Genomic DNA, 24,095 nt, shown 5'->3' with positions numbered 1-24,095 from the left:
TGTGAATAGTTCGATCAGGATTGCGCGACGAGCGTGAAGTCGACCTTCTCGCGGACGCCGCAGTCGGGGCAGCACCAGTCGTCCGGGATACTCGACCACGGCGTACCTGGCGGAAAGCCCTCTCGCGCAGCGCCTGTCGATTCGGTGTACGTGTAGTCGCAGATCGGGCAGATGTAGGAGTTCATGCATTCACCCCGTAGGACGCGAGGATCTTGGCGCGCTTCTTCGGCGCGATGTTGACCTGGGTGATGTCACCTCGGTAGTGCTCGAGGACGCGGTGGTCCATCACCTTGCGCCACAGGGGTGGAACGGTGGCGAGCATGATCATGCTGGCGTAGCCGCTCGGGAGCTGAGGGGCCTCTTCCATACTGCGAAGCGCCTGGTAACGACGTGTCGGATTCGCATGGTGATCGCTGTGCCGCTGCAGGTGATAGAGAAAGACGTTGGTGCAGATGCGATCACTGTTCCAGCTGTGTGCCGGCGTGCATCGCTCGTACCGTCCGCTTGCGGTTTTCTGACGTAGGAGTCCGTAGTGCTCGAGGTAGTTGATCGCTTCGAGCAGCGAAAACCCGATGAACGCCTGGATCACGAGGTACGGCGCGATGCCGATCCCGAACACTGCAAGCGCGACACCGAACAGAACAACCGACATGAGCCAGGCGTTGAGCACGTCGTTCTTGATGCTCCAGTGCGTGGTGCCCAAACGCTCGAAGCGGGTCTTCTCGAGATGCCACGCCGACTTCAATCCCCCGCCGACGCTGCGCGGCCAGAAACCGTAGAGGGTCTCACCGAAGCGCGAGGTCGCCGGATCTTCCGGAGTCGACACTCGCACATGGTGGCCACGGTTGTGCTCGAGGTAGAAGTGACCGTAAGCACTCTGTGCGAGAACGATTTTGGACAACCAGCGCTCGACGCTCTCCTTCTTGTGCCCGAGTTCATGGGCTGTGTTGATGCCGATTCCGGCCGTCACACCGATCGTCACTGCGAGTCCGATATTGGAGAGAACGCTCAAATCCCAACGCGCCCAGATGTAGCAGGACAGGAAGAAGGCCGTGTACTGCAGCGGCAGATAGGCGTAGGTGCACCACCGGTAGAAGCGGTCGTTCTCGAGTTCGTCGATCACCTCGTCGGGCGGATTCTTCCCGTCCTCACCCGCCAGGATGTCGATGACGGGAATGAGAGCAAACGCGATCAGTGGGCCGGTCCACCAGAAGACATTCCATCCGGTGGCGGTAACAAGCCCCACGGCGATGAAAGTTGCCGATGACGGAATCAGCGCCAACAGCCACAAGTAGCGTTTCCGGTCTCTCCAAGTTGCGAGCCGACCATCTGGCTCGGTGTACACCAACGCCGCCATCGAATTCTCCAGTTCTCGTTCGGATCAGTGAGTGCGTCCTGCGCGGTAATCCGCGACACGAACAACATCTATGTATAGAGAGTGGACAAATGATGGCGTTTTGTCAACGATTTTCAAGGTAAAACTTTTACAAACATGTCAATTTGTACATCTAGATGAACCCTCCGTTCGGGCTGATCGCAAATCTTCCGCCACCGCGCCACACTCGCTACAAAAGTGGAATGGGGACGTCAACGTGCGCAATATGCGCCAAACACCGAGGAACAGGCCCGCTCGTCAGCCCTCGAATATTCGAGGACGACTTCGTCGTTGTCTCCCATCGGCCCCCTCCACCACACGGACGTTCGGTTCCTGGATATGTGTTCGTCGAGACCCGTCGACACGTGTCCGGGTTGCCTTCACTATCCGAACCTGAAGCACTCGCCATCGCACACGCGGTCTGGTGCGTCTCACGTGCCCTCGACTCGGAATTGACTCCGGAATTCGTGTTCTCCGCGATCGCTGGGCTAAGCGTCCCCCACTTTCATCAGCACGTTTTCGTCAGGCCTTTCGGCGCTCCGAGTTCAGTGAGTTGGAACGACGTCGATTCATGGGACGACGCGCCACGCGTCGACGAGGTCGAGCTCACGCTTCTGTGCAGGAGAATCGCGCTCGGCTTCGAAGACGAGCAATAGCGCAAAACAGTCGGTGCGCGGACGGACAGTCGGCGCGAGACACAACCTCTCGATGTCCGATTTGCGCGAATTTCCCCAAAACGAAAGTTCGCTTACCCATACTGAAATGACCGACTGTCCCCGACGTGAGTGGGTCCTCATGGATACCGACGTATTGGTAGCGGGCGCCGGCCCGATCGGCTTGACCACCGCGATCGAGCTGCGCAGACGCGGTATCTCCTGTCGAATAGTCGACCCCCTCGACGAACCGCGGCAATACGCGAAAGCCGTCGGGATTCAGCCACGCACTCTCGAACTCTTCGAGAACATGGGGGTGCTCCGCCAGGCACTCGACGCCTCGACATTGATGCGCGGTCAGATCATGTACACGAACGGCGTCGAGGTCGGCCGCGTCGACCTCACCCTCCCCGAGGACGTTCCTTACTGGTTTCTCTGCCTGCCTCAGTACTCGACGGAGCGCATCCTCACCGAGCGCCTCACCGAGTTGGGAACAACCGTCGAACGCGGAGTCGGCCTCACTGCATTCGAACAATCCGACGACGCCGTCACCTGCACCCTCAGCGACGGCAGCACCGTGAACGTCCAGTATCTGGTGGGTTCCGACGGCGCTCACAGCGTGGTCCGCAAAGGGCTTGGCCTGAGCTTCGAGGGCGGCGCGTTTGCGGAAAGCTACATGCTCGGTGACGTCGAAGTCGACTGGTCGATCCCCAGCGGCTACTCCGTCCGCGCCAACCACACCACCGACGACGGAACCACCGACGACCTACTCGTCTGCATCCCACTTCCCGGACACAAGCGGTACCGCATGTCGATGCTCGTTCCGGACGATTTGATGCCGGACGAATCGTCGAACAAAGCCTCTGTACAACACGGTTTTTCAACCGGCAAGACACCGGAACTCCATCACATCCAGGCCGTGCTCGACAGACTGTCCCCAGAACCGACAACCGCCTCGATGCTGCGATGGTCCTCGGTCTTCCGCATCAGCCACCGCATCGTCGACGCTTACGGTCGCGGACGGGTTTTTGTCGCCGGCGACGCCGCGCACATCCATCCCCCGACTGGCGCGCAGGGCATGAACACCGGGATCCAGGACGCCCACAATCTTGCGTGGAAGATAGCGCTCGCCGTCAAAGGCGTTGCAACAGCAGATCTTCTCGAGACCTACGATGCCGAAAGACGGCCGGTCGGTGAAGAAGTCGTCGGGATGACCGTCCGAAATGCTCGAGAAGGAATCGGTTCGGGAGAGTCTTCCATCGACACGGCAATGCGGCGCCAGGCTCAATTGTTGATCGACTACTCGGAGAGTCCGCTGAACACCGGGCGTAATTCTTCGAGTCCACACGTTCAACCGGGCGAGCGTGCACCCGATGCACGCGGAATGCGCCGAGACGGTGTGCAGTATCCAATTCGGTTGTTCGACTTGCTGTCAGGAGTCGACCACACGTTACTGCTGACTTCGGACGGATCCGCGGAGAGCATCAACAGCTTGGAGAAGGTCGCCGACGCCGCAATTCGATCAGCGCACGGCTTGCTGGACGTCTACGCGATAGTGCCACCGGGAACCGTGACCGTCGACTCGCTGGTGCCGATCATCGAGGACAACGCCTCGCAACTGTGCGCCGCGTATGGGGTCGAAGGTACGGCGGCGCTGGTCATTCGCCCCGACGGCTACCTCGGATTCCGTGGTCACCCGGAGAACGTTTCCGATTACTTCACGAAAGTGTTTGCCGTCAATCAGGAATGAGCGAAGCGAACATCAACCGAATCTCGGGCGAGAGCTTCATCAACTCGACGTATCCACCCAACGGCCCGGCATCGAGGTAGGAGAACTCCATGCCGACGCCCTCTACCCGACCTTGTTGCACCACCGACATTCCGCGACGCTCGGCCTCGAGCAACGTCGCCTCGTAATCGCCTGGAACCCAGGCCAGGTGATGAACTCCGACGCCGTGAGTCTCCAGGAACTCCGTGTACAGGTTGCGTCCGGACACTGATTGGATCAACTCGAGCTGTTGGCTGCCCGCATATCCGATCGACACGTGAACGACATAGTCCGCGGGCTCACCTCGATACGTTGTGGTCTCGGGACCAAAGGTGATGTCTGGCATACGTAGCCATCGCTCCACTCCCCACTGCCGAGTGAACTCCTGTTCGGCGGCCTCGATGTCCTCGACCACCCAGCAGATCTGGAAGATCGGTCCCGAGACCAACGGGGTCATGCCATTTTTCCGTTGTCGACCGAGTAAACGGCCCCGTGTATCGCCGAGGCGTCGTCGGAGGCAACGAAAGCCACCATCTTCGCAACGTCCTCGGCTTCCATCAAGCCACGCGGCGAGGCAACCTTCATGACGAGGTCGAAGTCGACTCCGTCGGGGAAGGTGAATCCGGTGACTTGAGGAGTCATCATGCCGCCGGGGCAGATTGCGTTGACACGCAGAGACTTTCCGGTGAACTCCATCGCCATCGCTCGGGTCAGTCCGATGAGTCCGTGCTTGGCAGCACAGTATCCAGCCGAGTACGCCTGCCCTTCCAGTCCCGCGATCGAGGAGACGTTGACGATGTTGCCGCCCCGTTCCAGCAAGTGCGGCAGTGCTGCTCGGGAAAGGAAGAACGGTCCGTTCAGATTGACCGCAAGGTCATGTGCCCATTCGGAATCCGCAATATCCGCCGTGTGACGAAGCGAGTGCGATCCCGCCACGTTGACGAGGATGTCGATACCACCGAGTTCGTCGACACACGCTTGCACGGCCGCATCACACTGAGCGGAATCCGAGACGTCCGTCGCCGCGAAACGACGCTCTCCATCCGCGCCGACCACCTCGACCATCGACTGTCGCAGCTTTTCCTTGTCGCGGGCGATACCGAAAACCTGTGCGCCCCTGCGGTGGAGAATCTCGGTGACGGCGCGCCCCAACCCTGAGGACGCGCCGGTCACCAAGGCCACTTTTCCGGCCAGTACGTCTGCCATGGGCTAGGAAGCCGCTGCTTCGCGCTGGAGTTCCAGCGCGATGTCGATCAACTGATCTTCCTGGCCGCCGACCAACTTGCGCTTACCTGCGCGCACCAACAGTTCCGCGGACGACACTCCGTACCGCTCGGCCTGACGCTCGGCATGCTTGAGGAAGCTCGAGTACACGCCGGCGTAGCCCATCATCAGCGCTTGACGATCGAGCAGGCATTCCTGCGGCATTGCCGGGCGCACAACATCTTCGGCTGCATCGGCGATGGCGAAGAAGTCGATACCGGTCTTGACGCCGATCTTGTCGCAGACACCGACGAAGGCCTCGACCGGGGCGTTGCCGGCGCCGGCACCGAACCGACGGGTACTACCGTCGATCTGCTTGGCGCCCGCCCGCACTGCCGCAATGGAATTGGCGACGCCCAGGCCCAGGTTCTCGTGGCCGTGGAAGCCGACCTGAGCGTCGTTGCCGAGTTCCTGAACCAGCGCCTCGACGCGATCGGATACCTGCTCGAGTACCAGCGCGCCGGCCGAGTCGACCACGTACACACACTGGCAACCCGCGTCGGCCATGATGCGAGCCTGCTTGGCCAGCTTCTCCGGCGGAATCGAGTGAGCCATCATGAGGAATCCGACTGTTTCGAGTCCACGCTCACGCGCGAGGCCGAAGTGCTGGATGGATACGTCTGCCTCGGTGCAGTGAGTTGCGATGCGGCAGATGGACGCACCGTTGTCCTGTGCGATGACGATGTCGTCCTTGATGCCCAATCCGGGCAGCATCAGGAAGGCGATCTTCGCGTTGGTCGCCGTCTCGACTGCAGCTTTGATCAGTGCCTGCTCGGGAGTCTTCGAGAAGCCGTAGTTGAAGGAGGATCCGCCGAGGCCGTCGCCGTGAGTGACCTCGATGACCGGCACTCCGGCTCCGTCGAGGGCACCGACGATGGCTCGTACTTCGTCGACGGTGAACTGATGACGCTTGTGGTGGGAGCCGTCGCGCAGCGACGTGTCGGTGACGCGGATGTCCCAGCTCGAATCGAAATGAATCATGTCGCTCATGCCTTCACACTCAGAAGCTTCTGGGCGATTTCCTCGCCCACCTTGGTGGCTGCTGCCGTCATGATGTCGAGGTTGCCCGCGTACGGCGGCAGGAAATCGCCTGCGCCTTCGACCTCGACGAACGTGGTGACCGTTGCATAGCCACCGGAAACGACGCTCGGTTTGTCGAACTGCGGTTCGTTGAGCAACCGGTAGCCGGGCACGTACTGCTGGATGTCCTTGACGACGCGGTGAATGGAGTCGGTGATCGCGGCCTGATCGGCGTCTTCGGGGATAGCGCAGAAGATTGTGTCGCGCATGATCATCGGCGGGTCCGCGGGGTTGAGGATGATGATCGCCTTGCCGCGCTGTGCGCCGCCGATGGTCTCGATACCGCGGCTGGTGGTCTTGGTGAACTCATCGATGTTCGCGCGAGTTCCCGGGCCGGCGGACAATGATGCAACGGAGGCGACGATCTCGGCGTACGCCACGTCGACGACACGCGACACCGCATAGACGATCGGAATGGTTGCCTGCCCACCGCAAGTGATCATGTTGACGTTGGGTGCGTCCAGGTGCTCACGCAGGTTCGCGGGCGGAACCACAGCCGGGCCGACCGCGGCCGGAGTCAGGTCGACGGCACGGATACCGGCGGCCTCGTAGCGTGGTGCTGCCTCGCGGTGCACGTATGCCGACGTCGCCTCGAAGACCAGGTCCGGTTTCTCCGCCTGGTTCAGCAACCAGTCGACGCCCTCGGCGGAGGTCTCGAGTCCAATCTTGCGGGCGCGCGCCAATCCTTCACTCTCGGGATCGATTCCGATCATCCATCGCGGTTCGAGCCACTCGGAACGCTGCAGTTTGTACAACAGATCGGTACTGATGTTTCCCGATCCGACGATCGCCACACTTGCCTTGGTCATGACTACTCCTACGTGAACTGAAGAGAGACGGAACCGAGGCCGCTGAACTCGGCTCGGAAGTTGTCGCCTGGATGAGCGTCGATCGCTCGCGTGCACGAACCCGGCAGAACGATGTCGCCGGCCTTGAGCCGAACTCCGAACGTGTCGACCTTCTGCGCCAACCATGCGACAGCGGTGACCGGGTTACCGAGAACCGCATCGCTGCGCCCCTCCGCAATCCGCTCGCCGTTGCAGGTCAGCACCGCATCGATCGCCTTGATGTCGATGTCCGACGGGCGAACTCGTTCCTTGCCGAGAATGAACCCGGCGGATGAGGCGTTGTCCGCGATGGTGTCCGAGAGGCCGATCTTCCAGTCCTTGATCCGGCTGTCGATCAACTCGATGGACGGCGCATAGGCGACAGTGGCGTCGATGACGTCTTGTTCGGTGCACCCGGCGCCCGGCAGATCTGCTCCCAGAATGAAGGCGACCTCCACCTCGACGCGTGGGAAGCAGAAGCGCGACGTGTCGACCGGACGGTCCTCGAACTCTTCCATCTCGGCGAGCAGGTGACCGTAATCTGGCTCGTCGACGCCCATCATCTGCTGCATCGCCAGTGACGAGAGTCCGACCTTGTGTCCGACCACCTTTGCGCCACCGGCAACACGACGCCTGATGTTGATGAGCTGGATCTCGTAGGCGTCGACGACGTCGATGTCCGGATACGTGGCGATCAGCGGGCTGATCGGAGCGCGATCCCGTTCCGCCGAGTCGAGATGGTCGGCAAGTTCGCCGCGGATCTGCGTCGAGAGCATCGTTCAGGCCTTTCCGACTGTGGAGAATGCGGCTGCATGCTGACCGGCTCGTCGTCCGGAGAACACGCAGTCGGCGAGCGACAAGCCGCTCACATACGAGTTGGAACAGATACCGACCGCGGTGCGGCCGGCGGCGTACAGACCAGGGATACCCTCCCCGGCCTCGTTTTTCACCATGCCGGACGATTCGTCGACCACCAATCCACCGAGCGTGAGCATCGGGCACGGATTCATCATGTTGGGCTTGATCGAGACGTCGTACATCGTGAACGGCGCAGACAGTATCGGCCTGACGAAGTCCGACGGTTTACCCATCGGATCAGGTTGTCCGGCAGCGGCAGCGGAGTTGTGCGCGTCGACGGTGGCTTGAAGGCCGGCGACGTCTATCCCCGCTTTGCGGGCGACCTCGGCAATGGTGTTGCCACGCAATGCAGTACGCATCATTCCGGTGGTCTGTACCCGCTGGAACCACATCGACTGGTCACTTATCTGCGATTTCGCTTCGCGAACGAGTTCGGAATCTGCCAGCAGCCAACCGATTCCGCTGCTCTTCTCCGCCATCGCCTGACCGAGAGCGGCACCGTAACGGGACTCGTCGACGATTCGCGCACCGGATTCACCCACCAAAATGGAACCGAGAAAAGCACTCGGCGGGACGATGAATCGCCAGGCGGACACATTGCCGAGCTTGTCGGTGGCTCCCCCGGCTTCGACACCGAGGTTGATGCCTTTGCCATCGTCCCCGGAGGTGCCGAGCGGGATACCGCCCTTGTAGGCGGGAGCATGGGTACGCATCATCTCGCGATTGGACACGAAGCCGCCGGCGCTGAGGATCACGCCGCCGCGTGCCTGGATACGAATCCGCTTGGCGTGCTTCTTCTCGATCTTCGCGATCAGTGCGTCGAGAATCGTGCGCAACTGCGGTGCGTAGACGCCGGGCTTGGAGGACAAGGACCCGAGCGTCGCGTGACGGCGACGAACTCCGGCGGGTGCGTCACGCAGCGTCAGTGCTTCGACGCCGATCACCCGGCCGTCCTCGATGATCAGCCGGTCCGCTCGCGTCTGGCCGAGCAACTGGACGCCCTTCGCCTCCGCGGACTTCGCGAGCGGGCCGTACAGCATCTTTCCCGACGTGCCACGCCCCTTGGCGCGATGACCACGCGGAGCAGGTTTTGCGATGTCACGGAACCCGCCGGCCGATTCGCTACCCGAGAAGTAGAGGTAGTGCTTGTTGCTCGGGTACGACGTCTTGTACGGACAGAGTGAGGCCTCGAACGGCACGCCGTGATTGCGCAGCCAGTCGATCGACGCCGGGCTCTCGTCGACGAACCGGCGCAGAGTCTGCGGCGTCACCGCGTCACCGACCTCGCGGTTCAGGTAGGCGAGCATGGCTTCGGGACTGTCCTCGACACCGGCTTCCTTTTGAATCACGGTGCCGCCGCCGGCGTAGTAGATTCCTCCGGAAATCGTGCTGGCACCACCACCGAGTGCTCGGTCGATTGCCAAAACCGACGAACCGGCCGCTACAGCTTCGAGCGCCGCACTGGCGCCCGCCACACCGAACCCGACCACAAGGACGTCAACCGAAGTATCCCAGGTCACACCGCACCATCCTCAATCTCACTGCAACGTGTTTCGTTATCAATGACAACGTCCGGAAATACTTCCTGGCAGAAAGCATGGACTGACACCCCCATCATTCTATAACGTGTTCTACATGAGCAAGCAGGAATACGACATCGTCGTCGTCGGCAGTGGTGCCGCAGGTATGACAGCGGCCTTGACCGCAGCCCACCAGGGCTTGAGTGTGGTCATCGTGGAGAAAGCCGCCCACTACGGCGGATCGACCGCCCGTTCCGGTGGTGGGGTCTGGATCCCCAACAACGAGGCACTTCAAGCGGACGGTGTCACCGATACACCGGAGGCCGCACGTTCCTACCTGCACAGCATCATCGGCGACGTTGTCGCTCCCGAACGCATCGACACCTATCTCGAGCGCGGTCCCGAGATGCTCTCGTTCGTGTTGAAGAACAGCCCGCTCGAGCTGCAGTGGGTTCCCGGCTACTCCGACTACTACCCGGAAGCACCCGGCGGACGCCTCGGTGGCCGCAGTGTCGAGCCCACCCCGTTCGACGGCAACAAGTTGGGCGCCGACCGCAAGAACCTCGAGCCCGACTACGTCAAGGCCCCCAAGAACTTCGTCATCACCCAGGCCGACTACAAGTGGCTCAACCTGCTGATGCGCAATCCTCGCGGACCCCTGCGCGCCATGAAGGTCGGCATGCGATTCCTCGCAGCGAAGGCCACCAAGAAGGATCTGCTGGTTCGCGGCCAGGCACTGGTCGCCGGTATTCGACTCGGACTTCAGTCCGCCGGAGTACCCATCCTGCTGAACACCCCGCTGACCTCCCTGTACACCGAAGACGGCGCAGTTCGCGGCGTCAACGTCATCGTCGACGGCGAGGATCAGGTCATCCGCGCTCGCCACGGAGTCGTGTTGGGATCCGGCGGATTCGAGCACAACAAGGAAATGCGTGAGAAGTACCAGCGCGCACCTATCGGCACCGAATGGACCGTCGGCGCGAAGGCAAACACCGGCGACGGTATCCGCGCAGGCCAAGAAGTGGGCGCTGCAGTCGATTTCATGGACGACGCCTGGTGGGGCCCGTCCATTCCGCTGACCGGCGGACCGTGGTTCGCTCTCTCCGAGCGCACCCTCCCGGGCTGCATGATGGTCAACATGTCGGGCAAGCGCTTCGGCAACGAGGCGGCTCCGTACGTCGAGGCAACCCATGCGATGTACGGCGGTGAGTACGGTCAGGGCGAGGGCCCCGGCGAGAACATCCCGACGTGGATGATTCTCGATCAGCGCTACCGCAACCGCTACACGTTTGCCGGTATCACTCCCCGCTCCCCCTTCCCCGGCCGCTGGCTCAAGGCCGGCATCGTGGTCAAGGCGGGAACCATCGCCGAATTGGCAGAGAAGACAGGGCTTCCCGTCGCATCGCTGACCGAAACCGTCGATCGGTTCAACGGCTTCGCGCGCAACGGCAAGGACGAGGACTTCGGACGCGGTGACAGTGGTTACGACGCGTACTACGGCGATCCCCGACTGAAGAACCCCAGCCTCGCCGAAATCAGCAAGGCTCCGTTCTACGCCATCAAGATGGTTCCGGGTGACCTCGGCACCAAGGGCGGAATCTGCACCGACGTCAACGGCCGAGCATTACGCGAAGACGGAAGCGTCATCGACGGCCTCTACGCGGCTGGCAACGCGAGCGCTCCGGTCATGGGCCACACCTACGCCGGACCAGGCGCGACCATCGGTCCCGCAATGACTTTCGGCTACTTGGCCGTACTCGACATCGTCGAGCGTGCGAAGAAGGCCGAGACAACCGAAGCACCTGCAGCTGAAAAGACGGCGGTCGACCATGCCAATTGATCCGAAGATCGCACTCGGCGCCGAGCTTGCGCCACAAGAGTTCTCGTGGACCCCGTCGGACGTGCAGCACTACCACTTGGCACTGGGGGCAGGTGCTCGTCCGCTTGATCCGAACGAGCTTCGATACCTCGACGACGAAAAGCCTCAGGTACTACCCACCTTTGCCACCGTCGCCGCCAACTTCCACGCCACCGAAGCACCGAAGGTGTCGTTCCCCGGCGTCGAAATCGATCTGGCGAAGGTAGTCCACGGGAGCCAGGAAGTGACTGTCCATCAGCCGATCCCGGCAAGTGGAAGTGGCCGCACCACAACTCGAATCGCCGAGGTCTGGGACAAGGGCAAGGCCGCGGTGATCGTGCAGGAATCCGTCACGGTTGACGCCGAGGGCAACCCGCTGTGGACAGCTCGCTCGTCCATTTTCGCCCGCGGCGAGGGTGGTTTCGGGGGTGAACGTGGTCCGTCGGAGTCGATTACGCTTCCGGATCGCGAAGCAGATGAGACAGTGGTGACGCCTGTGCTTCCACAGCAGGCTTTGCTGTACCGGATGTGTGGTGATCGGAATCCGTTGCACTCGGATCCGCAATTCGCCTCCGCGGCAGGCTTTCCAGCGCCTATCCTGCATGGACTGTGTACTTACGGAATGGTCTGCAAGACCGCAGTGGATACCATGCTCGACGGCGACAGCAGTCGGGTAGCCGGATTTCGGGCCCGCTTTGCCGGGGTCGTATTTCCCGGCGAGAACTTGAGTATCCAGATCTGGAAAGACAATGGGCGACTCCTGATCTCAGCTTCTGTACTGGAGCGCGAAGCTCCTGCCCTGGCTGACGTAGTTCTCACTCTTGTCTGATACCAACCTGTCTGATACCCACCTGTTAGAACTCACCGTAGTTCTCGAACCCGATGGAGTAGCCCGAAGATGACGGCACAAGACGAAAAGTTCCGACTGTCCCGACGAGGTTTCATGGCCGCTGGAGCCGGCGCCGTGGCAGCGACCGCATTCGCCGGCTGGACGCCGGCCTACGCCGTCCCCGCCGGCTCTTCCGGCTCCGCGGGTGGTCCCGTGTCCACCCTCACACCGCCGCCTGCCTTCCCCGAAGGCATCGCGCTGTACCAGCAGGCATATCAGAACTGGTCCAAAGAGATCATGCTCGACGCGATCTGGACCTGTTCGCCCAAGACGCCCGAAGACGTAGTCCGCCTCGCGAACTGGGGTCATGCCAACGGCTACACCATTCGTCCCCGCGGTGCCATGCACGGCTGGACGCCGCTGACCATCGTCAACGGTGCGCCGGTCGACAAGGTCATCCTCGCCGACACCACGGTCCACCTCACCGGAGTCTCCGTCAACGCCGGTGGCAGCCCAGCCACCGTCACCGCAGGACCCGGCGCGACCCTCGACGCCATCACGACCGCACTGCAGGCACAGGGCCTCGGGTTCGCGAACCTGCCGGCGCCGGGTGTGTTGACCATTGCCGGCTGCCTCGCCGTCGACGCTCACGGCGCAGCTCTCCCCGCCGAAGGCGAAGCACACGTTCCCGGACAGACTTTCGGCTCACTCTCCAACCTCGTCACCTCCCTGACCGCAGTGGTCTGGAACGGCAGCGAGTACGCACTGAAGACGTACGCGCGTAGCGACGCGGCGATCAAGCCGCTGCTGACTCACCTCGGACGCACCTTCCTCACCTCCGTCACCTTGCAGGCCGCCCCCAATTACCGCATGCGCTGCGTCAGCCACACCGACATCGGTTGGCAGGAACTCTTCGGCGCCCGCGGAGCGTCCGGACGCACCTTCGAGAAGTTCGTCCGCGAAAACGGTCGCGCAGAAGCAATCTGGTACCCCTTCACCGAACGCCCGTGGATGAAGGTGTGGTCACTTGCCCCCACCAAGCCGCCGTTCTCGCGTGAGGTGACCGGACCGTACAACTACATCTTCTCCGACAACCTCCCGGAGCCGGTCACCGACATGATCGGCCAGATCAACTCCGGAAACCCGGGCATCGCACCGGCATTCGGGCAGATCATGTACGCCACCACCGTTGCCGGACTCGCCGCGACGTTCTCCAACGACCTGTGGGGATGGTCCAAGGACGTCCAGTTCTACATCCGGGCCACCACCCTTCGTCTGACCGAGGGCGGCGGAGCCGTCATCACCTCGCGCGCCAACATCGGCCAGGTCATCCACGACTTCACCCAGTGGTTCAACGGTCGCATGGAGTACTACCGCTCCATCGGACAGTTCCCCCTCAACGGCCCCGTCGAAATCCGTTGCTGCGGCCTCGATCAACCATCCGAGGTCGAGGTCGACTCGGCAGGCGCCCCCACCATCTCGGCCATGCGCCCGCGCCCCGACCATCCGGAATGGGACACCGCCATCTGGCTCAACGTCCTCGGCGTCCCCGGAACCCCCGGCATGTTCGCGTTCTACCGCGAAATGGAACAGTGGATGCGTAATCACTACAACAACAACGACGCCACCTTCCGCCCCGAGTGGTCCAAGGGCTGGGCGTTCGGCCCCGACAAGCCGTACACCGACACCCCGATCATCACCCAGGGCCTCCCCCAGACCTACCGCGACGGCGTCCCATCGAGCGACAACTGGGACACCGCCAACGCCGCATTCAACGCGTTGGATCCGCACAAGGTCTTCAGCAACACCTTCCTGGACCAGTTGCTGCCTTGAGGTTCAAGTACTGAGCGCACACTCTGACAACTCGACGGTCGTCGCCACTCCCCTTACTTTCGGGAGTGCGGCGGCCGTCGTGCGTTGCAGTGAGCGGGATGAAGGAGTCCCCCGCATCCCGACGAGGCAGCTGCCTCAATCGCGATCAGGATGGATCGCCTCGTGCATACTTTCCACTGCCCTGGCGTGAGTTGAGAGCTCGGACCGAGCCGACCGAATCGTGGCGCTGTCGCTGCGTGCCCCCGGCTCGGACGACGACGAGTCCTCTCCGGGGTTCGGCGCGCCACCAGCTGGATGCTCGGAGGAGCCGGTGCGCTCTTCCCTCTCCGCGCGGGCGCGCAACAACGACTCGGACTTCGGGGTATTTCGCATCGGAGCATTGTCCCAGATCCATCTCCTATGACTCACATTGAGCGCTCTCACCCCCGGCGACCAGGTCGTTCCTGAATATCAACACCTAGAATGTTCGCAACAAAATATCTACAGCGGTCAGGGTAGACATTCTCGCGAGGCTGTTGTATCTTTTTTCTCGTAGCAAGGAACGAGTCAAGAGATGCGGGAGAGATGAACTACCCGCAAGCAGTACCGCAGGGCAGGGACGTGCCGGGGCCGAATTCGTGTGTGAGTGTGTAGTCGGACCCGGCACCCCCCTTCAAAGCGGCTACCGGATGTCTTGTGCGAGTCCGGAAGTTCGAAAGAATGCAGTTATGTAAGTAAGTTCAACCCCATCCGGCCCCCGGCGCTCCTCGCGCCGGGGGCCCCGTCCGTTCAGCGAAAGAAGCGAGCCATTCCGGCAGATACACCACCGGGGGACCCCTCCGGCAGATTCGACGACGAGAACTATCCTGCGTACAGCATGGGACATGCGGCCGAGATCCTCGGTGTCAGGCAAGCTTTCCTTCGTAGCCTCGATGCCGCGAAACTGCTTACCCCACAACGCTCTGAGGGCGGACATCGCCGCTACTCCCGCTACCAGCTGCGCATCGCAGCCCGCGCGCACGAACTCGTAGCCAACGGCACGGCGCTCGACGCTGCTTGCCGCATCATCATCCTCGAAGACCAACTCACCGAAGCCCGTCGCATCAACGCCGAGCTTCAGCAAGCGCAGGACCTGCGAGAGGAACCGGACGCGGCACCCGAATGAGGACTGCACTGGAACAGCAGTTGCGCCTATACGGTCGATCTGACCCCTCCTCCTTCCAACTGCGGTAAATTCGGCCAATTGGGACATTGCTCGGCGTCGGTTGCTCGATTTCCACATCGAAGGGATCGCAGGCATGACTTCCTCCCACCACCGCGCTCGGGTGCGGCTGTCTGCTCTGTCGATCGCCTTGACCGTTGCCATTGCAACCGCTGCGTGCAGTTCCGACGATGACTCCGCAACAAACACGGGCAGCGCCTCTCCCAGCACCTCGAGCAGTCGGGAATCCACCGAGATCACGGACATCGTCCGCCGCCAAGTGGCCGACTTGGGCCTCAGTGCCGCTGTGTTCGGGGTGTGGCGAGGCGACGACGAAGTTGCTCTCGGCGCCGTCGGAGAGTCCCCTGTCGGAGTTCCGGCGACAACCGACATGCTGTTGCGCGTCGGCCAACCGATGGAACCGATGCTCTCGACAGTCCTGCTGCAACTCGACGAAGAGGGAACGCTTCCCCTCGATCAACCGATCGCGAAGTGGGAACCGAACTTTCCACGCGCAGACACCATCACTCCGCGAATGCTGGCCAACAGCACGTCGGGCATCTCCGACTACGTGACCGATCCACAGTTCCTCAAACTCTTCACGGACAACCCGATGAAGGGCTGGACTTCTCGAGAGATCCTGGATCTTGCCAACTCCCGCCCGCCGTTGTTCGAACCCGGCACCAGTTGGGCGTACGCGCACAGCGACCTGACGCTGCTCGGCGACGTCATGGAGAAAGCGACTGGAAAACCGCTGGGCGAACTACTTCAGCAGCGCGTCTTCGATCCACTCGGGATGGACCACAGCAGCGTTGTACTCACGTCGCAGATGGACGAACCGATCCTGCACGGTTACACCAATGAACGTGGAGTATTCGAAGACTCCACTTTCTGGAATCCGACGGCGTTCCTGCACAGCGGAAACATGAACGCGCCTGTCGCCGACGTCGGAAAGTGGGTGCGCGCGCTGGGAACGGGAGAGTTACTCTCCGACAAGGCTTTCGAGCAGCAGATGGCGCCGACGACTGCGGGCTTGGGAAGTATGACGGCGGACAAGTTCTTTTCCTTCGGGACCGGGCACCTCGACGGCTGGCTGGTGATGAACCCGTCGTACGGCGGTTACAACGGTCTCGCGCTCTACTACCCCGATTCGAAGACGACGATCGTCGTCTACGCCACACTCGGGCCGACAACCAACGCGGACCTCAACAACACCGTGTCGATGGGGAAGGAGATCGGAACCCTCCTCGAGCCGGATCACCCGCCGCAGGTACCGACGCCGTGACGCCCCACACACGCTGGTAGTAAACAGCGCCGGTCGGCAACTTCCTGTTTACGCACGGATTACCTCCAGGACTTATCGCCCCATCACCATTCTCTTCAGTACCGAACGAAACGCGTCGGACCGCGGGTTGTCTCGCCAGTGAACGAGAACGTAGATAGATGGGGACAGGCCCGATGAGGAAATACGCGATGTCAGTGGCATGCACGGTTGCAGTCACAGCGGGGGTGACTCTTGTGATGTCGGTACCTGCCGGAGCGGACCCGAATGACGGTGGGTCGTGCCCGGCCGGTGCGGTATTCGCGGTCGGCGGAACGTGGGATCCGACGGGACAAACGACGCAACCCGTCACCGACCGCTACGTCGCCCAGGGTTACGCCTCCAAGCCGGTGACCTACCCCGCCAGCTTCTGGCCGCTCGGCGAACAGACGTACGACCAGAGCGTTGCCGCCGGCGCCCAGACGCTTCGCACCGAAGTCAACGCTTTCCACGCTCAGTGCCCGGGCAGCGAGATCGTCGTCACCGGATACTCACAGGGAGCACGGATTGCCGGCGACGTTCTCGGTGACATCGCACGTGACGGATCCATTCCCCAATCGCAAGTCGAAGGCGTCCTCTACGCCGACCCTCGCAACTCGGCCGGGGGCATCGAAACCGTAGTGCCCAATGTCGTTCCGGGAGCGACGATGTCCGGAGCACGCGGCGGATTCGGAGACATCGCAGTGCAGGAAGTCTGCATCGAGGGTGACGGCATCTGCAACATGCCCAAGCCGCGTGATGCGCCCGAGGTGTTCGTGGATTCGGTCTTCGGCTACTTCACGAAGCACAACACCTACACGCCGATGATGTCCGAGCCCGCTCCGCCTGCTCCCCCGGCGCTGCCGCAGACACCGTCGGTGCCACTGCAACCGGCTGACGTCGCCACTGCGATCGTGACACGGGTCGTCGAGAACATCACTCCGTATCTGAGCGCTGCACTCGCCACCGTGCTGACGAAGTAACGCGACACCGCTTGTTCGGCTGACTGAAAGTCGACCGATTCGTACAAGTCGAGGACCACCCGCGCCGTGCACCATCGAATACATGCTCACCCTCATCGTCAGATACGGGTACGTCCCGTTCATGCTCTTGGGAATCAACGGAGCCGCAATCGCGCTGGCGGCATCCGGTGCGCCGAAATGGTCACTGGTGGCATTGATTCTCTTCGCAGTGGTCTGCTCTTTCGCGGCCGAACGGGCGCTTCCCTACGAATCTTCGTGGAATGCCCCGGGACCGGACAGGTTTCGCGACGCTGTCCATGCGTTTGTCAACGAATCCCTCATCTTGGTCAGCGTCGCGGTAATCCCGTTGATGGCCGCGGTGATTCCGTTCGACGGGCTGTGGCCGAGCGGTCTTCCGTTTGTCCTTCAGGTCGTCTTCGCAGTGTTGGTTGCCGATTTCGGCATCACCGTGGTGCATTTGATCAGCCACAAGGTTGGATGGTTGTGGCGTTTCCACGCGGTTCATCACAGCCTCGAACGGTTCTACGGTATGAACGGACTGATGAAGCACCCCGTGCATCAGACTTTCGAAACCGCCGGTGGCGTCCTGCCACTGATCCTCCTCGGGATGCCCGTTCCAGTTGCCTCGGCGCTCGCGGTTTGTGTCGCTGTCCAACTCCTGCTTCAGCATTCGAATGCCGACTACCGCATCGGCCCCCTGCGTCCGATACTCGCCCTCAACGCCGGCCACCGATTCCATCACCTGAAGTGGGCGGGAATCGGTGACGTCAATTTCGGTTTGTTCACTCTGATCTGGGATCACCTGTTCCGCACTTATTCTTTCGATCCGGAAAAGCGCTTCAGCAGTGACGATCTCGGAATGGCGGCCAAGCCCGACTACCCGGACGACTACCTCGGCCAGTTGGCCGAACCGTTCCGGAGACAGAACTGACGGACGAGGGGTGGAGATTCAGCCCGCGAGTACCCGTCGCATGACGGGCTTGGCTGCAAACGCACTGGCCAACACCAACGCGATCCCCACAGCCAGGGTGACGCCCAACTGAACCAGCGCCATTGGAGTGGTCAATACGGCTGCCCCTGCCAGCGGGAAGAGGAACAGCAGTGCAGCGCCGGCGCCGGCCAGTGCCATCACCACCACGGGAGTGCGAACGTGCCTCATGCGGGCGCTGTCCATCACCTCGACAGGTGTGCCGGCCAAAGTCAGACTCCGATACAGCTCACGGTTGTCGAGGATCCCGGATACCTGGGTGAGCGCAGACGAGATGGCCGCCAACGTGAATGTTGCTCCGAGAGTGAACAACACCCCGGTTCTCATGTCCGCGAACAGGAACTCCTGCCCTGGCTGCAAATCGTGCCCTTCCCCGTTGCCTATCGCGGCGAGGAGAGATGTGCCTGCGGCAACGAAGCTGGCCATCGTCACACCGCTGACCGTGCGCCACACAGCCTTCGGATTATCCAGGACCCGACGCGCCGCAATCAGCGAAGCACCGTCTTTGGCGCATTTGAGCATGATCCGTCCAAGCAGCGAAATGACGAACGGACCGACCAACGCAACAACGCCGAAGCAGAGACCAAGGCCCACCAGGATTGCCGCGATGCTTGCCGCGGAGCCCCCAAATGCACTCCACCCCAGAAGAACCCCCACCCCAGCCACCGCGAAGATCATCTTCGGTGCGGCGCTGGGATTGCCCGCCGTGACGCCCAACGGGCTCACGAACACCTGGCGCATCCCGAGCATCGACGTCAAAGCAGCCAGGATGGTCATTCCGAATACGATGCCCACCAGCGGAAGTGCGCCTACCCAAAGCTCACTCCACTCGAATGTCCGACCTTGAAATCTCAAGAGAGCTACGAGCGGCAACGCGAGGAGGTATCCCACCACACCGATCAACGCACCAGCCAAGCCCTGGATACCCGATTCCGCAGCGCACAGCGCAACGATCTGGCGAGGGGTGGATCCGATGAGTCGCAGCGAGGCAAGTCGTTCGTCGCGACGGCGCGCGCCCAAGCGGGCCGCCGCCAGACCGAGAGTGACGGCTGGAACGATCATCAACACCGAAGCAACCCCTGCGAGCGCTAGGTACGCCTCGGCTTCGGGTTCGCTCGATCTGCCCGCAAATGCACCGTAGCCGCCGAGCACCGTCAGCAACAACGTCGTCGAGGCGGCAAATGCGGACACTGGGAGCGCGAAGGTACTCAAGGCCTTTCGGCCTTCACCTCGCACCGTCATCAATGCAACGCGCGCTGTGGCCTTCATGCCGCCGCCTGTGTCCCGACGAGCGAACCGGCCTGCATCATCATCGTGCGATCACACCACCGAGCGACTTCGGCATCGTGAGTGACGACGACCAACGCAGAACCGATCTGTTGAGCCGAATCACGCAACACCCTCATCACTTCCCAACTCGTCTGCGCGTCGAGGGCACCGGTCGGCTCGTCTGCGAAGAGAACGGCGGGTTTGGTCACCAACGCTCGCGCAATCGCCACACGTTGCGACTGCCCACCCGACATCTGACCCGGGCGACGGTCCTGCAGCCCGTCCAGTCCCAATGGCGCGAAGAAGCCGTGCGCCGTCCGCTTGGCTTCGGCGATGGACAACCCGTTGAGCACCAAGGGCAAAGCGACGTTCTCGATCGCCGGAAGCTCCGGCAACAGTTGGCCCGATTGAAAAACGAATCCGTACGACTCGCGTCGGAGGCGGCTGCGGTCGTTCTCACCGAGGTTCTCGATATGCCTGCCGCTCAGCAGGATTGCTCCCGAGTCGGGCTTGACGATTCCTGACATGCAATGCAGCAGAGTCGACTTGCCCGACCCTGAAGGACCCATGATGGCCGTAGCAGTACCGGCGCGCACTTCCAGCGATACACCTCGGAGCACTGGAACGTCGCCGTACGACTTGCCCAGCGCGTGGACCGACAGGACTGCGGGTGCTTGTGCGTTGTTCATGATTCCACCTTCTCGTGAACCCCTCGCCAGCACATCGGCCCAGCGCACGATCTTCGAACCGAGTGCGGTCCTACCGGAGGATGACCGGACCCCGAGCTCTGTCAGGGTCGTCACTATGATTTCCGACATGACCTGGTCCGGCGCCGTCCACATGGAGCCCGGAATTCTCATGTTCACCGGCGCAGTGGGATCCGCGCACATGCATTCGCATGCCGCCGTTCAGATCATGATCGTCGACGACGGGGACGTCACGGTCACGGACGGGGACGGCCACAGTGAAGTCGTGCGGTCCGTGGTCATTCCATCCGGGGCGGTCCACGCGTTGTCCGCCTCCGAGGGTGCGCGGGGACGAGCGATCTACGTGGACTCCACCACGGGGATGGGCCGGCGCATCAGGCCGCCTGTATCCGAGCACGGTGGTGTGGCCGACTGGTCGGACCGTGGGCGGACCGCAGTAGCGATGACGGACCGTGGCGCTGATTCGGATCTGGAATACGCAGCGAGGCTGATCGATTCACTGTCCGAAAGTAGACAGCCGTCGAACTTAGGCGCTCTTCACCCTGCACTCGAGCATGCTCTGACGATACTGCCCGAGCGACTTTCGGGGCCGATAACGGTGACGGACACCGCCGCGCTGGTCTCCATCTCGCCCGGCCGATTGGGAAGAATCTTCAACGATCAACTGCAGATGAGTTTTTCGACCTACATTCGTTGGTTGCGGCTACGACGCGCCATGGAAGTGATGAGCGGTGGCGCAAGCCTGACAACCAGTGCCCACGAGGCCGGCTTCACCGACAGCGCCCATCTCAACCGGATCTGCCACAGCATGTTCGGACTCACGCCCAGCGCCGCGACCGGCGATCTCACCTGGAATTGACGCTGCTCCTCAACTGATGCTGCCCACCGCCGACCTCGCCAGTAGCGACAGACGACTGTAGAGGCGCGCCAACCCCGGCACGTCCCGGAGGCTGCCTGCCACTTCTTCGACGTAAGCGTCGGCGTAGATCGTCAGCCGCGCATCGACGTCATAGAGAACATCGACGACATTCGCGAAACGGCGAAGGGCAAATTCCGACGCCTCGGCGAGCACCGGCACTCCGAAGATCACCCAGTCGTCGAAGCGGGCGGCGAGCGCGAGATAATCGGCAGCCGCGGTCGAACCAGCGCACAGCACCTCGAAATCGAACCAGACGACACCGTCTCGAATCGCCGAGCACTCCAATGTGCGTGTGCCTATCGTCAATTCGACACTTTCGCCCGAAGGCCGCGTAATTCCCGAGCCGACGAGGAATTCCCCTGTCGCAAATCGGTAGTCCCCGGCACCTGGCTGTCCTGCCGTCCGATAGTCGACGGAGCCACCCAACTCGATCACCTCGAGAGTCCGCTCCATCAACTCGATCGACGGAACGAACTGCTCGTGAAAAAGCGGATTGGGAAGAAGATCGGTCGGCGGAACATTGGACGTGACGACAACAGTCACGCCTTTCGCGACGATTGTGTCGAGAACCCTTGCCATGAACATGGCGTCGGCGACGTCGTCGAGGTGGAACTCGTCGAAACAGAGCACACGGATTCCATCGACGACGTGATCCAGTGCCACGCCCATCGAGCCGAGTTCATGCGCCCGAGAGTGCAGATCTGCAAAGAACCGATGAAAGTGAATGCGCCGCTTGCCGACCGGGAGCCCGTCGTAGAACTCGTCCATGAGCATCGTCTTCCCGCGGCCGACGCTACCCCAGAGATAGATCCCACCCCCGACCTCACCGCCCGAGATCCGGGCCTGCAGTGCGTCGAGGGCTTCGCGTGCCGCCAACTGCTCTTCGTCCAGTAGCATAAGACTCCTCTACGTCTGTAGAGTCGAGGCTAGTGATCGAAGGCAAATCGAGTCAATGTGACCCTCACTACGCACCATCTGCAGCATGCAACATCGACAACAAGGAACGACATGAAGCCTGATCGCAGAGCCCTCATCGCGGCATCCGCCGTCACGATCATCGCCGAGCAGGGCCCGCGTGCACTCACCCATCGGGCGGTTGATCAGTCCCTGGAACTTCCTGCCGGTTCGACGTCGTACTATTTCCGCACTCGCGAGGCACTACTCGAAGCAACCGCATTGCACATCGTGCACCGGTCACGTTCGATATTCGACGAACTCCGCGAGAGGCCCAGCGATCCTGCTGCCCTGACGGCCGAGTATCTCGATGATCTTCTTTCGCACCGCAGACACGAATTGATCGCGAGATATGCACTGCTCTTGGAAACTCCCCGAGATTCGGCATTGCACCAACTCCTCGAAGACAGCCTGTTTTCACGGGAGAAGGCAAGGCCTGTCTTCGACATCGTTGGCGTTGACGATCCTGACGTCGCCGCCGCAAATTTTCTGAGCCTTCTGGAGGGCTTGATCTTCGACTACTGCCTCGGAGCGCGTAGCCGAGATCCCCGCTCCTCCGAAACCGTTCGGCAACTTCGGATCCCGATCGACATCTATCTGCGCGGAGTTGGTGCCGCCTGAAAGATGTTGGTCAGCAGAGGCTTCCGGTGCAGGGCCGTTGACCAGAGAACAGTGCCGCGACAAACGGGGTACTGTCTGGAACCGAAGCCGGAACGGTTCCCAGATGATCAGTGGGATAGGTATGGAATGCAAAGTCGACACCGTTGGCAGTAAGGTCGGCCGCGAACTTCAGTGTCAGCGGTGCCGGAACATCGATGTCCGACAACCCCTGACCGATGAAGAACGGGCGGTCGTATCCTGCGGTCGGCACAGTGAGCAGGTCACGCGCAGCCTCCATGAATACTGGATTGTCCAGCGACTTCGTCAGCACCTGCCCGAGCGTGACGGTGCCGTACTTCGTGCGCGCCTCGGTGTAGCACATGTTGTTCTCGACGTCGTCGAGGATGGTCTTGCCGAGCGGGGTCAGATACGAGTCGATGTCGATATCCGGCCGCGAAGCACGCAGTCCATCAAGAACGTTCGCGATGTAGACCGTCGAACCCTTGAGCGGAAGCGCCGGGAAAGCCGGACCACCGAGCGGTAGAAGATTCTCGATGCTCGAGGGGACACCAGTGGCGACAGCGCCGCGGTAGTCCAACTCCGGCGCGTAAGCAGTGGCAAGCGAAGCGGTGAACATAGTCGCCTGCCCGCCCTGCGACTGCCCCATCGCAACCCATGCGCTCGACAGGTCGTCGTCGACCGCACGAGCGGCACGCACCATGTCCACAACGCTGTGTGCAGCGGAACGACCGTCGAGATACGGGTGAACACCGGGTGTTCCGAGCCCCACGTAGTCGGTGGTCACGACCGCGTATCCCTGCTCCAGCCAGTGACCCAGATGCGTCGCGGTCCGTTCGAGTGGAACACTGCTGCTCGGCGCACACTGATCCGCGACACCCACCGTCCCGTGCGCGTAGGAGATGACCGGCCAACCACCCTCGGGCGGAGCTCCCTCTGGGCGATACACCACACCGGTACTCGTCATCGGCGCATCCTTCGGGCCCGTCGACCAGTACGTCACCTTCGTTGCGCTCACGGCACCCGGGATCACCCGGTCGGGACCGAGCAACTCCTGACTCACGACAGCACCCGGAGCATCGTTCGGTTCCGCTCCGGCCGGCGCCGCAACTGTCAACGCCACCAACGCACTCGCGCTCAGTCCGACGAGCGTCCTACACAGTCGCTTACTCACGTACTTCTCCTACCGATTGCGGTGACGGTGCATATGTGGTGATCGGCCCCACATCAGCTGATCGAGTTCAGACCATAGAACAGCCTTACCATTTGGTCAACCTAAATTTCCGCTGCGCATCGACCGTCGTGACACGCCT

The 24,095-nt window shown here is 61.9% G+C and carries 23 protein-coding genes; 10 read left to right on the top strand and 13 right to left on the bottom strand.

What is annotated here, in order from left to right; all coding sequences use genetic code 11:
- Positions 1-14: 14 nt before the first annotated feature.
- Entirely contained in the window at positions 15-185 is a 171-nt protein-coding gene (locus tag ATN38_RS27980) for a rubredoxin (RefSeq protein WP_073512034.1), read from the bottom strand.
- The gene (locus ATN38_RS27975; protein ID WP_042449407.1) at positions 182-1,357 is read right to left on the bottom strand and encodes an alkane 1-monooxygenase; all 1,176 of its coding nucleotides are present in this window, start codon (positions 1,355-1,357) and stop codon (positions 182-184) included. Before ATN38_RS27975 ends, ATN38_RS27980 begins: the two co-directional genes overlap by 4 nt.
- 813 nt (positions 1,358-2,170) lie before the next feature.
- Here ATN38_RS27975 and ATN38_RS27970 point away from each other — a divergent pair.
- Positions 2,171-3,778 (top strand): FAD-dependent monooxygenase, encoded by a 1,608-nt coding sequence (locus tag ATN38_RS27970; protein WP_218749242.1) that lies wholly within the window; start codon positions 2,171-2,173, stop codon positions 3,776-3,778.
- Here the strand turns inward: ATN38_RS27970 and ATN38_RS27965 are convergent.
- Genes ATN38_RS27965 through ATN38_RS27940 form a run of 6 tightly spaced genes read right to left on the bottom strand, consistent with a single transcriptional unit; the run spans position 3,765 to position 9,344 of the window.
- Positions 3,765-4,253, bottom strand: a complete 489-nt coding sequence (locus ATN38_RS27965; protein ID WP_208689881.1) for a VOC family protein — start codon at positions 4,251-4,253, stop codon at positions 3,765-3,767. The two genes, ATN38_RS27970 and ATN38_RS27965, sit on opposite strands and share 14 nt — an antisense overlap.
- A complete protein-coding gene (locus tag ATN38_RS27960; RefSeq protein ID WP_019746895.1) occupies positions 4,250-5,002 on the bottom strand; it encodes an SDR family NAD(P)-dependent oxidoreductase in 753 nt (250 codons plus the stop codon). The genes ATN38_RS27965 and ATN38_RS27960 overlap by 4 nt, the downstream gene beginning before the upstream one ends.
- A 3-nt stretch (positions 5,003-5,005) precedes the next feature.
- On the bottom strand, positions 5,006-6,049 hold the full coding sequence (dmpG, locus tag ATN38_RS27955) for a 4-hydroxy-2-oxovalerate aldolase (RefSeq protein ID WP_208689882.1): 1,044 nt from the start codon (positions 6,047-6,049) through the stop codon (positions 5,006-5,008).
- The gene (locus tag ATN38_RS27950) at positions 6,046-6,948 is read right to left on the bottom strand and encodes an acetaldehyde dehydrogenase (acetylating) (protein ID WP_208689883.1); all 903 of its coding nucleotides are present in this window, start codon (positions 6,946-6,948) and stop codon (positions 6,046-6,048) included. Before ATN38_RS27950 ends, dmpG begins: the two co-directional genes overlap by 4 nt.
- 8 nt (positions 6,949-6,956) lie before the next feature.
- The gene (locus ATN38_RS27945; protein ID WP_003945480.1) at positions 6,957-7,742 is read right to left on the bottom strand and encodes a 2-keto-4-pentenoate hydratase; all 786 of its coding nucleotides are present in this window, start codon (positions 7,740-7,742) and stop codon (positions 6,957-6,959) included.
- A 3-nt stretch (positions 7,743-7,745) separates the two neighbouring features.
- The gene (locus ATN38_RS27940; RefSeq protein ID WP_208689884.1) at positions 7,746-9,344 is read right to left on the bottom strand and encodes an FAD-binding protein; all 1,599 of its coding nucleotides are present in this window, start codon (positions 9,342-9,344) and stop codon (positions 7,746-7,748) included.
- Between the two features lie 115 nt (positions 9,345-9,459).
- Here ATN38_RS27940 and kstD point away from each other — a divergent pair, with 115 nt between their 5' ends.
- The 3 genes from kstD (at position 9,460) to ATN38_RS27925 (ending at position 13,864) form a co-directional block, all read left to right on the top strand.
- The gene (gene kstD, locus ATN38_RS27935; RefSeq protein ID WP_197523639.1) at positions 9,460-11,184 is read left to right on the top strand and encodes a 3-oxosteroid 1-dehydrogenase; all 1,725 of its coding nucleotides are present in this window, start codon (positions 9,460-9,462) and stop codon (positions 11,182-11,184) included.
- A complete protein-coding gene (locus tag ATN38_RS27930) occupies positions 11,174-12,031 on the top strand; it encodes a MaoC/PaaZ C-terminal domain-containing protein (RefSeq protein WP_003945880.1) in 858 nt (285 codons plus the stop codon). The genes kstD and ATN38_RS27930 overlap by 11 nt, the downstream gene beginning before the upstream one ends.
- 69 nt (positions 12,032-12,100) lie before the next feature.
- On the top strand, positions 12,101-13,864 hold the full coding sequence (locus tag ATN38_RS27925) for a cholesterol oxidase substrate-binding domain-containing protein (protein WP_042449392.1): 1,764 nt from the start codon (positions 12,101-12,103) through the stop codon (positions 13,862-13,864).
- A 135-nt stretch (positions 13,865-13,999) separates the two neighbouring features.
- Here ATN38_RS27925 and ATN38_RS27920 read toward each other — a convergent pair whose 3' ends face one another.
- Positions 14,000-14,236 carry a hypothetical protein gene (locus tag ATN38_RS27920; RefSeq protein ID WP_007734072.1) on the bottom strand — a complete coding sequence of 79 codons (237 nt, stop codon included), beginning with the start codon at positions 14,234-14,236 and terminating at the stop codon, positions 14,000-14,002.
- 484 nt (positions 14,237-14,720) lie between these two features.
- On the opposite strand from ATN38_RS27920, the gene ATN38_RS27915 reads away from it, so the two are divergent.
- From ATN38_RS27915 to ATN38_RS27900, 4 genes are all read left to right on the top strand, one after another.
- The gene (locus ATN38_RS27915; RefSeq protein ID WP_003945791.1) at positions 14,721-15,008 is read left to right on the top strand and encodes a MerR family transcriptional regulator; all 288 of its coding nucleotides are present in this window, start codon (positions 14,721-14,723) and stop codon (positions 15,006-15,008) included.
- A 133-nt stretch (positions 15,009-15,141) separates the two neighbouring features.
- Positions 15,142-16,329 carry a serine hydrolase gene (locus tag ATN38_RS27910; RefSeq protein ID WP_042449391.1) on the top strand — a complete coding sequence of 396 codons (1,188 nt, stop codon included), beginning with the start codon at positions 15,142-15,144 and terminating at the stop codon, positions 16,327-16,329.
- A 188-nt stretch (positions 16,330-16,517) separates the two neighbouring features.
- Positions 16,518-17,327 (top strand): PE-PPE domain-containing protein, encoded by an 810-nt coding sequence (locus ATN38_RS27905; RefSeq protein ID WP_003945630.1) that lies wholly within the window; start codon positions 16,518-16,520, stop codon positions 17,325-17,327.
- Between the two features lie 82 nt (positions 17,328-17,409).
- Positions 17,410-18,258 carry a sterol desaturase family protein gene (locus ATN38_RS27900; RefSeq protein WP_054826812.1) on the top strand — a complete coding sequence of 283 codons (849 nt, stop codon included), beginning with the start codon at positions 17,410-17,412 and terminating at the stop codon, positions 18,256-18,258.
- An 18-nt stretch (positions 18,259-18,276) separates the two neighbouring features.
- Here the strand turns inward: ATN38_RS27900 and ATN38_RS27895 are convergent, their stop codons facing one another.
- A complete protein-coding gene (locus tag ATN38_RS27895) occupies positions 18,277-19,584 on the bottom strand; it encodes an FtsX-like permease family protein (protein WP_209448346.1) in 1,308 nt (435 codons plus the stop codon).
- The gene (locus ATN38_RS27890) at positions 19,581-20,426 is read right to left on the bottom strand and encodes an ABC transporter ATP-binding protein (RefSeq protein ID WP_218749124.1); all 846 of its coding nucleotides are present in this window, start codon (positions 20,424-20,426) and stop codon (positions 19,581-19,583) included. Before ATN38_RS27890 ends, ATN38_RS27895 begins: the two co-directional genes overlap by 4 nt.
- Between ATN38_RS27890 and ATN38_RS27885 the strand changes: the two genes are divergently transcribed.
- Positions 20,401-21,150 carry an AraC family transcriptional regulator gene (locus tag ATN38_RS27885; RefSeq protein WP_058227273.1) on the top strand — a complete coding sequence of 250 codons (750 nt, stop codon included), beginning with the start codon at positions 20,401-20,403 and terminating at the stop codon, positions 21,148-21,150. The two genes, ATN38_RS27890 and ATN38_RS27885, sit on opposite strands and share 26 nt — an antisense overlap.
- 9 nt (positions 21,151-21,159) lie before the next feature.
- Here the strand turns inward: ATN38_RS27885 and zapE are convergent, their stop codons facing one another.
- The gene (gene zapE, locus ATN38_RS27880; protein ID WP_208689887.1) at positions 21,160-22,107 is read right to left on the bottom strand and encodes a cell division protein ZapE; all 948 of its coding nucleotides are present in this window, start codon (positions 22,105-22,107) and stop codon (positions 21,160-21,162) included.
- A gap of 111 nt (positions 22,108-22,218) precedes the next feature.
- On the opposite strand from zapE, the gene ATN38_RS27875 reads away from it, so the two are divergent.
- On the top strand, positions 22,219-22,785 hold the full coding sequence (locus ATN38_RS27875) for a TetR/AcrR family transcriptional regulator (protein ID WP_047269626.1): 567 nt from the start codon (positions 22,219-22,221) through the stop codon (positions 22,783-22,785).
- Positions 22,786-22,795: 10 nt separating this feature from the next.
- Here ATN38_RS27875 and ATN38_RS27870 read toward each other — a convergent pair whose 3' ends face one another.
- On the bottom strand, positions 22,796-23,956 hold the full coding sequence (locus ATN38_RS27870; RefSeq protein ID WP_208689888.1) for a lipase family protein: 1,161 nt from the start codon (positions 23,954-23,956) through the stop codon (positions 22,796-22,798).
- Between the last annotated feature and the right edge of the window lie 139 nt (positions 23,957-24,095).

The sequence above is a fragment of the Rhodococcus sp. FH8 genome (genome assembly GCF_019266085.1).
Lineage (GTDB): Bacteria > Actinomycetota > Actinomycetes > Mycobacteriales > Mycobacteriaceae > Rhodococcus_F > Rhodococcus_F qingshengii.
Note: the sequence above shows the minus strand (reverse complement) of the source record. Positions and strands in the feature narration are given on the sequence as shown.

What these genes read in the sequence shown, in the direction of transcription:
- ATN38_RS27980 (WP_073512034.1), bottom strand. Translation starts at nt 185, where the DNA reads ATGAACTCCTACATCTGCCCGATCTGCGACTACACGTACACCGAATCG.
- ATN38_RS27975 (WP_042449407.1), bottom strand. Translation starts at nt 1,357, where the DNA reads ATGGCGGCGTTGGTGTACACCGAGCCAGATGGTCGGCTCGCAACTTGG.
- ATN38_RS27970 (WP_218749242.1), top strand. Translation starts at nt 2,171, where the DNA reads ATGGATACCGACGTATTGGTAGCGGGCGCCGGCCCGATCGGCTTGACC.
- ATN38_RS27965 (WP_208689881.1), bottom strand. Translation starts at nt 4,253, where the DNA reads ATGACCCCGTTGGTCTCGGGACCGATCTTCCAGATCTGCTGGGTGGTC.
- ATN38_RS27960 (WP_019746895.1), bottom strand. Translation starts at nt 5,002, where the DNA reads ATGGCAGACGTACTGGCCGGAAAAGTGGCCTTGGTGACCGGCGCGTCC.
- dmpG (WP_208689882.1), bottom strand. Translation starts at nt 6,049, where the DNA reads ATGAGCGACATGATTCATTTCGATTCGAGCTGGGACATCCGCGTCACC.
- ATN38_RS27950 (WP_208689883.1), bottom strand. Translation starts at nt 6,948, where the DNA reads ATGACCAAGGCAAGTGTGGCGATCGTCGGATCGGGAAACATCAGTACC.
- ATN38_RS27945 (WP_003945480.1), bottom strand. Translation starts at nt 7,742, where the DNA reads ATGCTCTCGACGCAGATCCGCGGCGAACTTGCCGACCATCTCGACTCG.
- kstD (WP_197523639.1), top strand. Translation starts at nt 9,460, where the DNA reads ATGAGCAAGCAGGAATACGACATCGTCGTCGTCGGCAGTGGTGCCGCA.
- ATN38_RS27930 (WP_003945880.1), top strand. Translation starts at nt 11,174, where the DNA reads ATGCCAATTGATCCGAAGATCGCACTCGGCGCCGAGCTTGCGCCACAA.
- ATN38_RS27925 (WP_042449392.1), top strand. Translation starts at nt 12,101, where the DNA reads ATGACGGCACAAGACGAAAAGTTCCGACTGTCCCGACGAGGTTTCATG.
- ATN38_RS27920 (WP_007734072.1), bottom strand. Translation starts at nt 14,236, where the DNA reads ATGCGAAATACCCCGAAGTCCGAGTCGTTGTTGCGCGCCCGCGCGGAG.
- ATN38_RS27915 (WP_003945791.1), top strand. Translation starts at nt 14,721, where the DNA reads ATGGGACATGCGGCCGAGATCCTCGGTGTCAGGCAAGCTTTCCTTCGT.
- ATN38_RS27910 (WP_042449391.1), top strand. Translation starts at nt 15,142, where the DNA reads ATGACTTCCTCCCACCACCGCGCTCGGGTGCGGCTGTCTGCTCTGTCG.
- ATN38_RS27905 (WP_003945630.1), top strand. Translation starts at nt 16,518, where the DNA reads ATGTCAGTGGCATGCACGGTTGCAGTCACAGCGGGGGTGACTCTTGTG.
- ATN38_RS27900 (WP_054826812.1), top strand. Translation starts at nt 17,410, where the DNA reads ATGCTCACCCTCATCGTCAGATACGGGTACGTCCCGTTCATGCTCTTG.
- ATN38_RS27895 (WP_209448346.1), bottom strand. Translation starts at nt 19,584, where the DNA reads ATGAAGGCCACAGCGCGCGTTGCATTGATGACGGTGCGAGGTGAAGGC.
- ATN38_RS27885 (WP_058227273.1), top strand. Translation starts at nt 20,401, where the DNA reads ATGACCTGGTCCGGCGCCGTCCACATGGAGCCCGGAATTCTCATGTTC.
- ATN38_RS27890 (WP_218749124.1), bottom strand. Translation starts at nt 20,426, where the DNA reads ATGTGGACGGCGCCGGACCAGGTCATGTCGGAAATCATAGTGACGACC.
- zapE (WP_208689887.1), bottom strand. Translation starts at nt 22,107, where the DNA reads ATGCTACTGGACGAAGAGCAGTTGGCGGCACGCGAAGCCCTCGACGCA.
- ATN38_RS27875 (WP_047269626.1), top strand. Translation starts at nt 22,219, where the DNA reads ATGAAGCCTGATCGCAGAGCCCTCATCGCGGCATCCGCCGTCACGATC.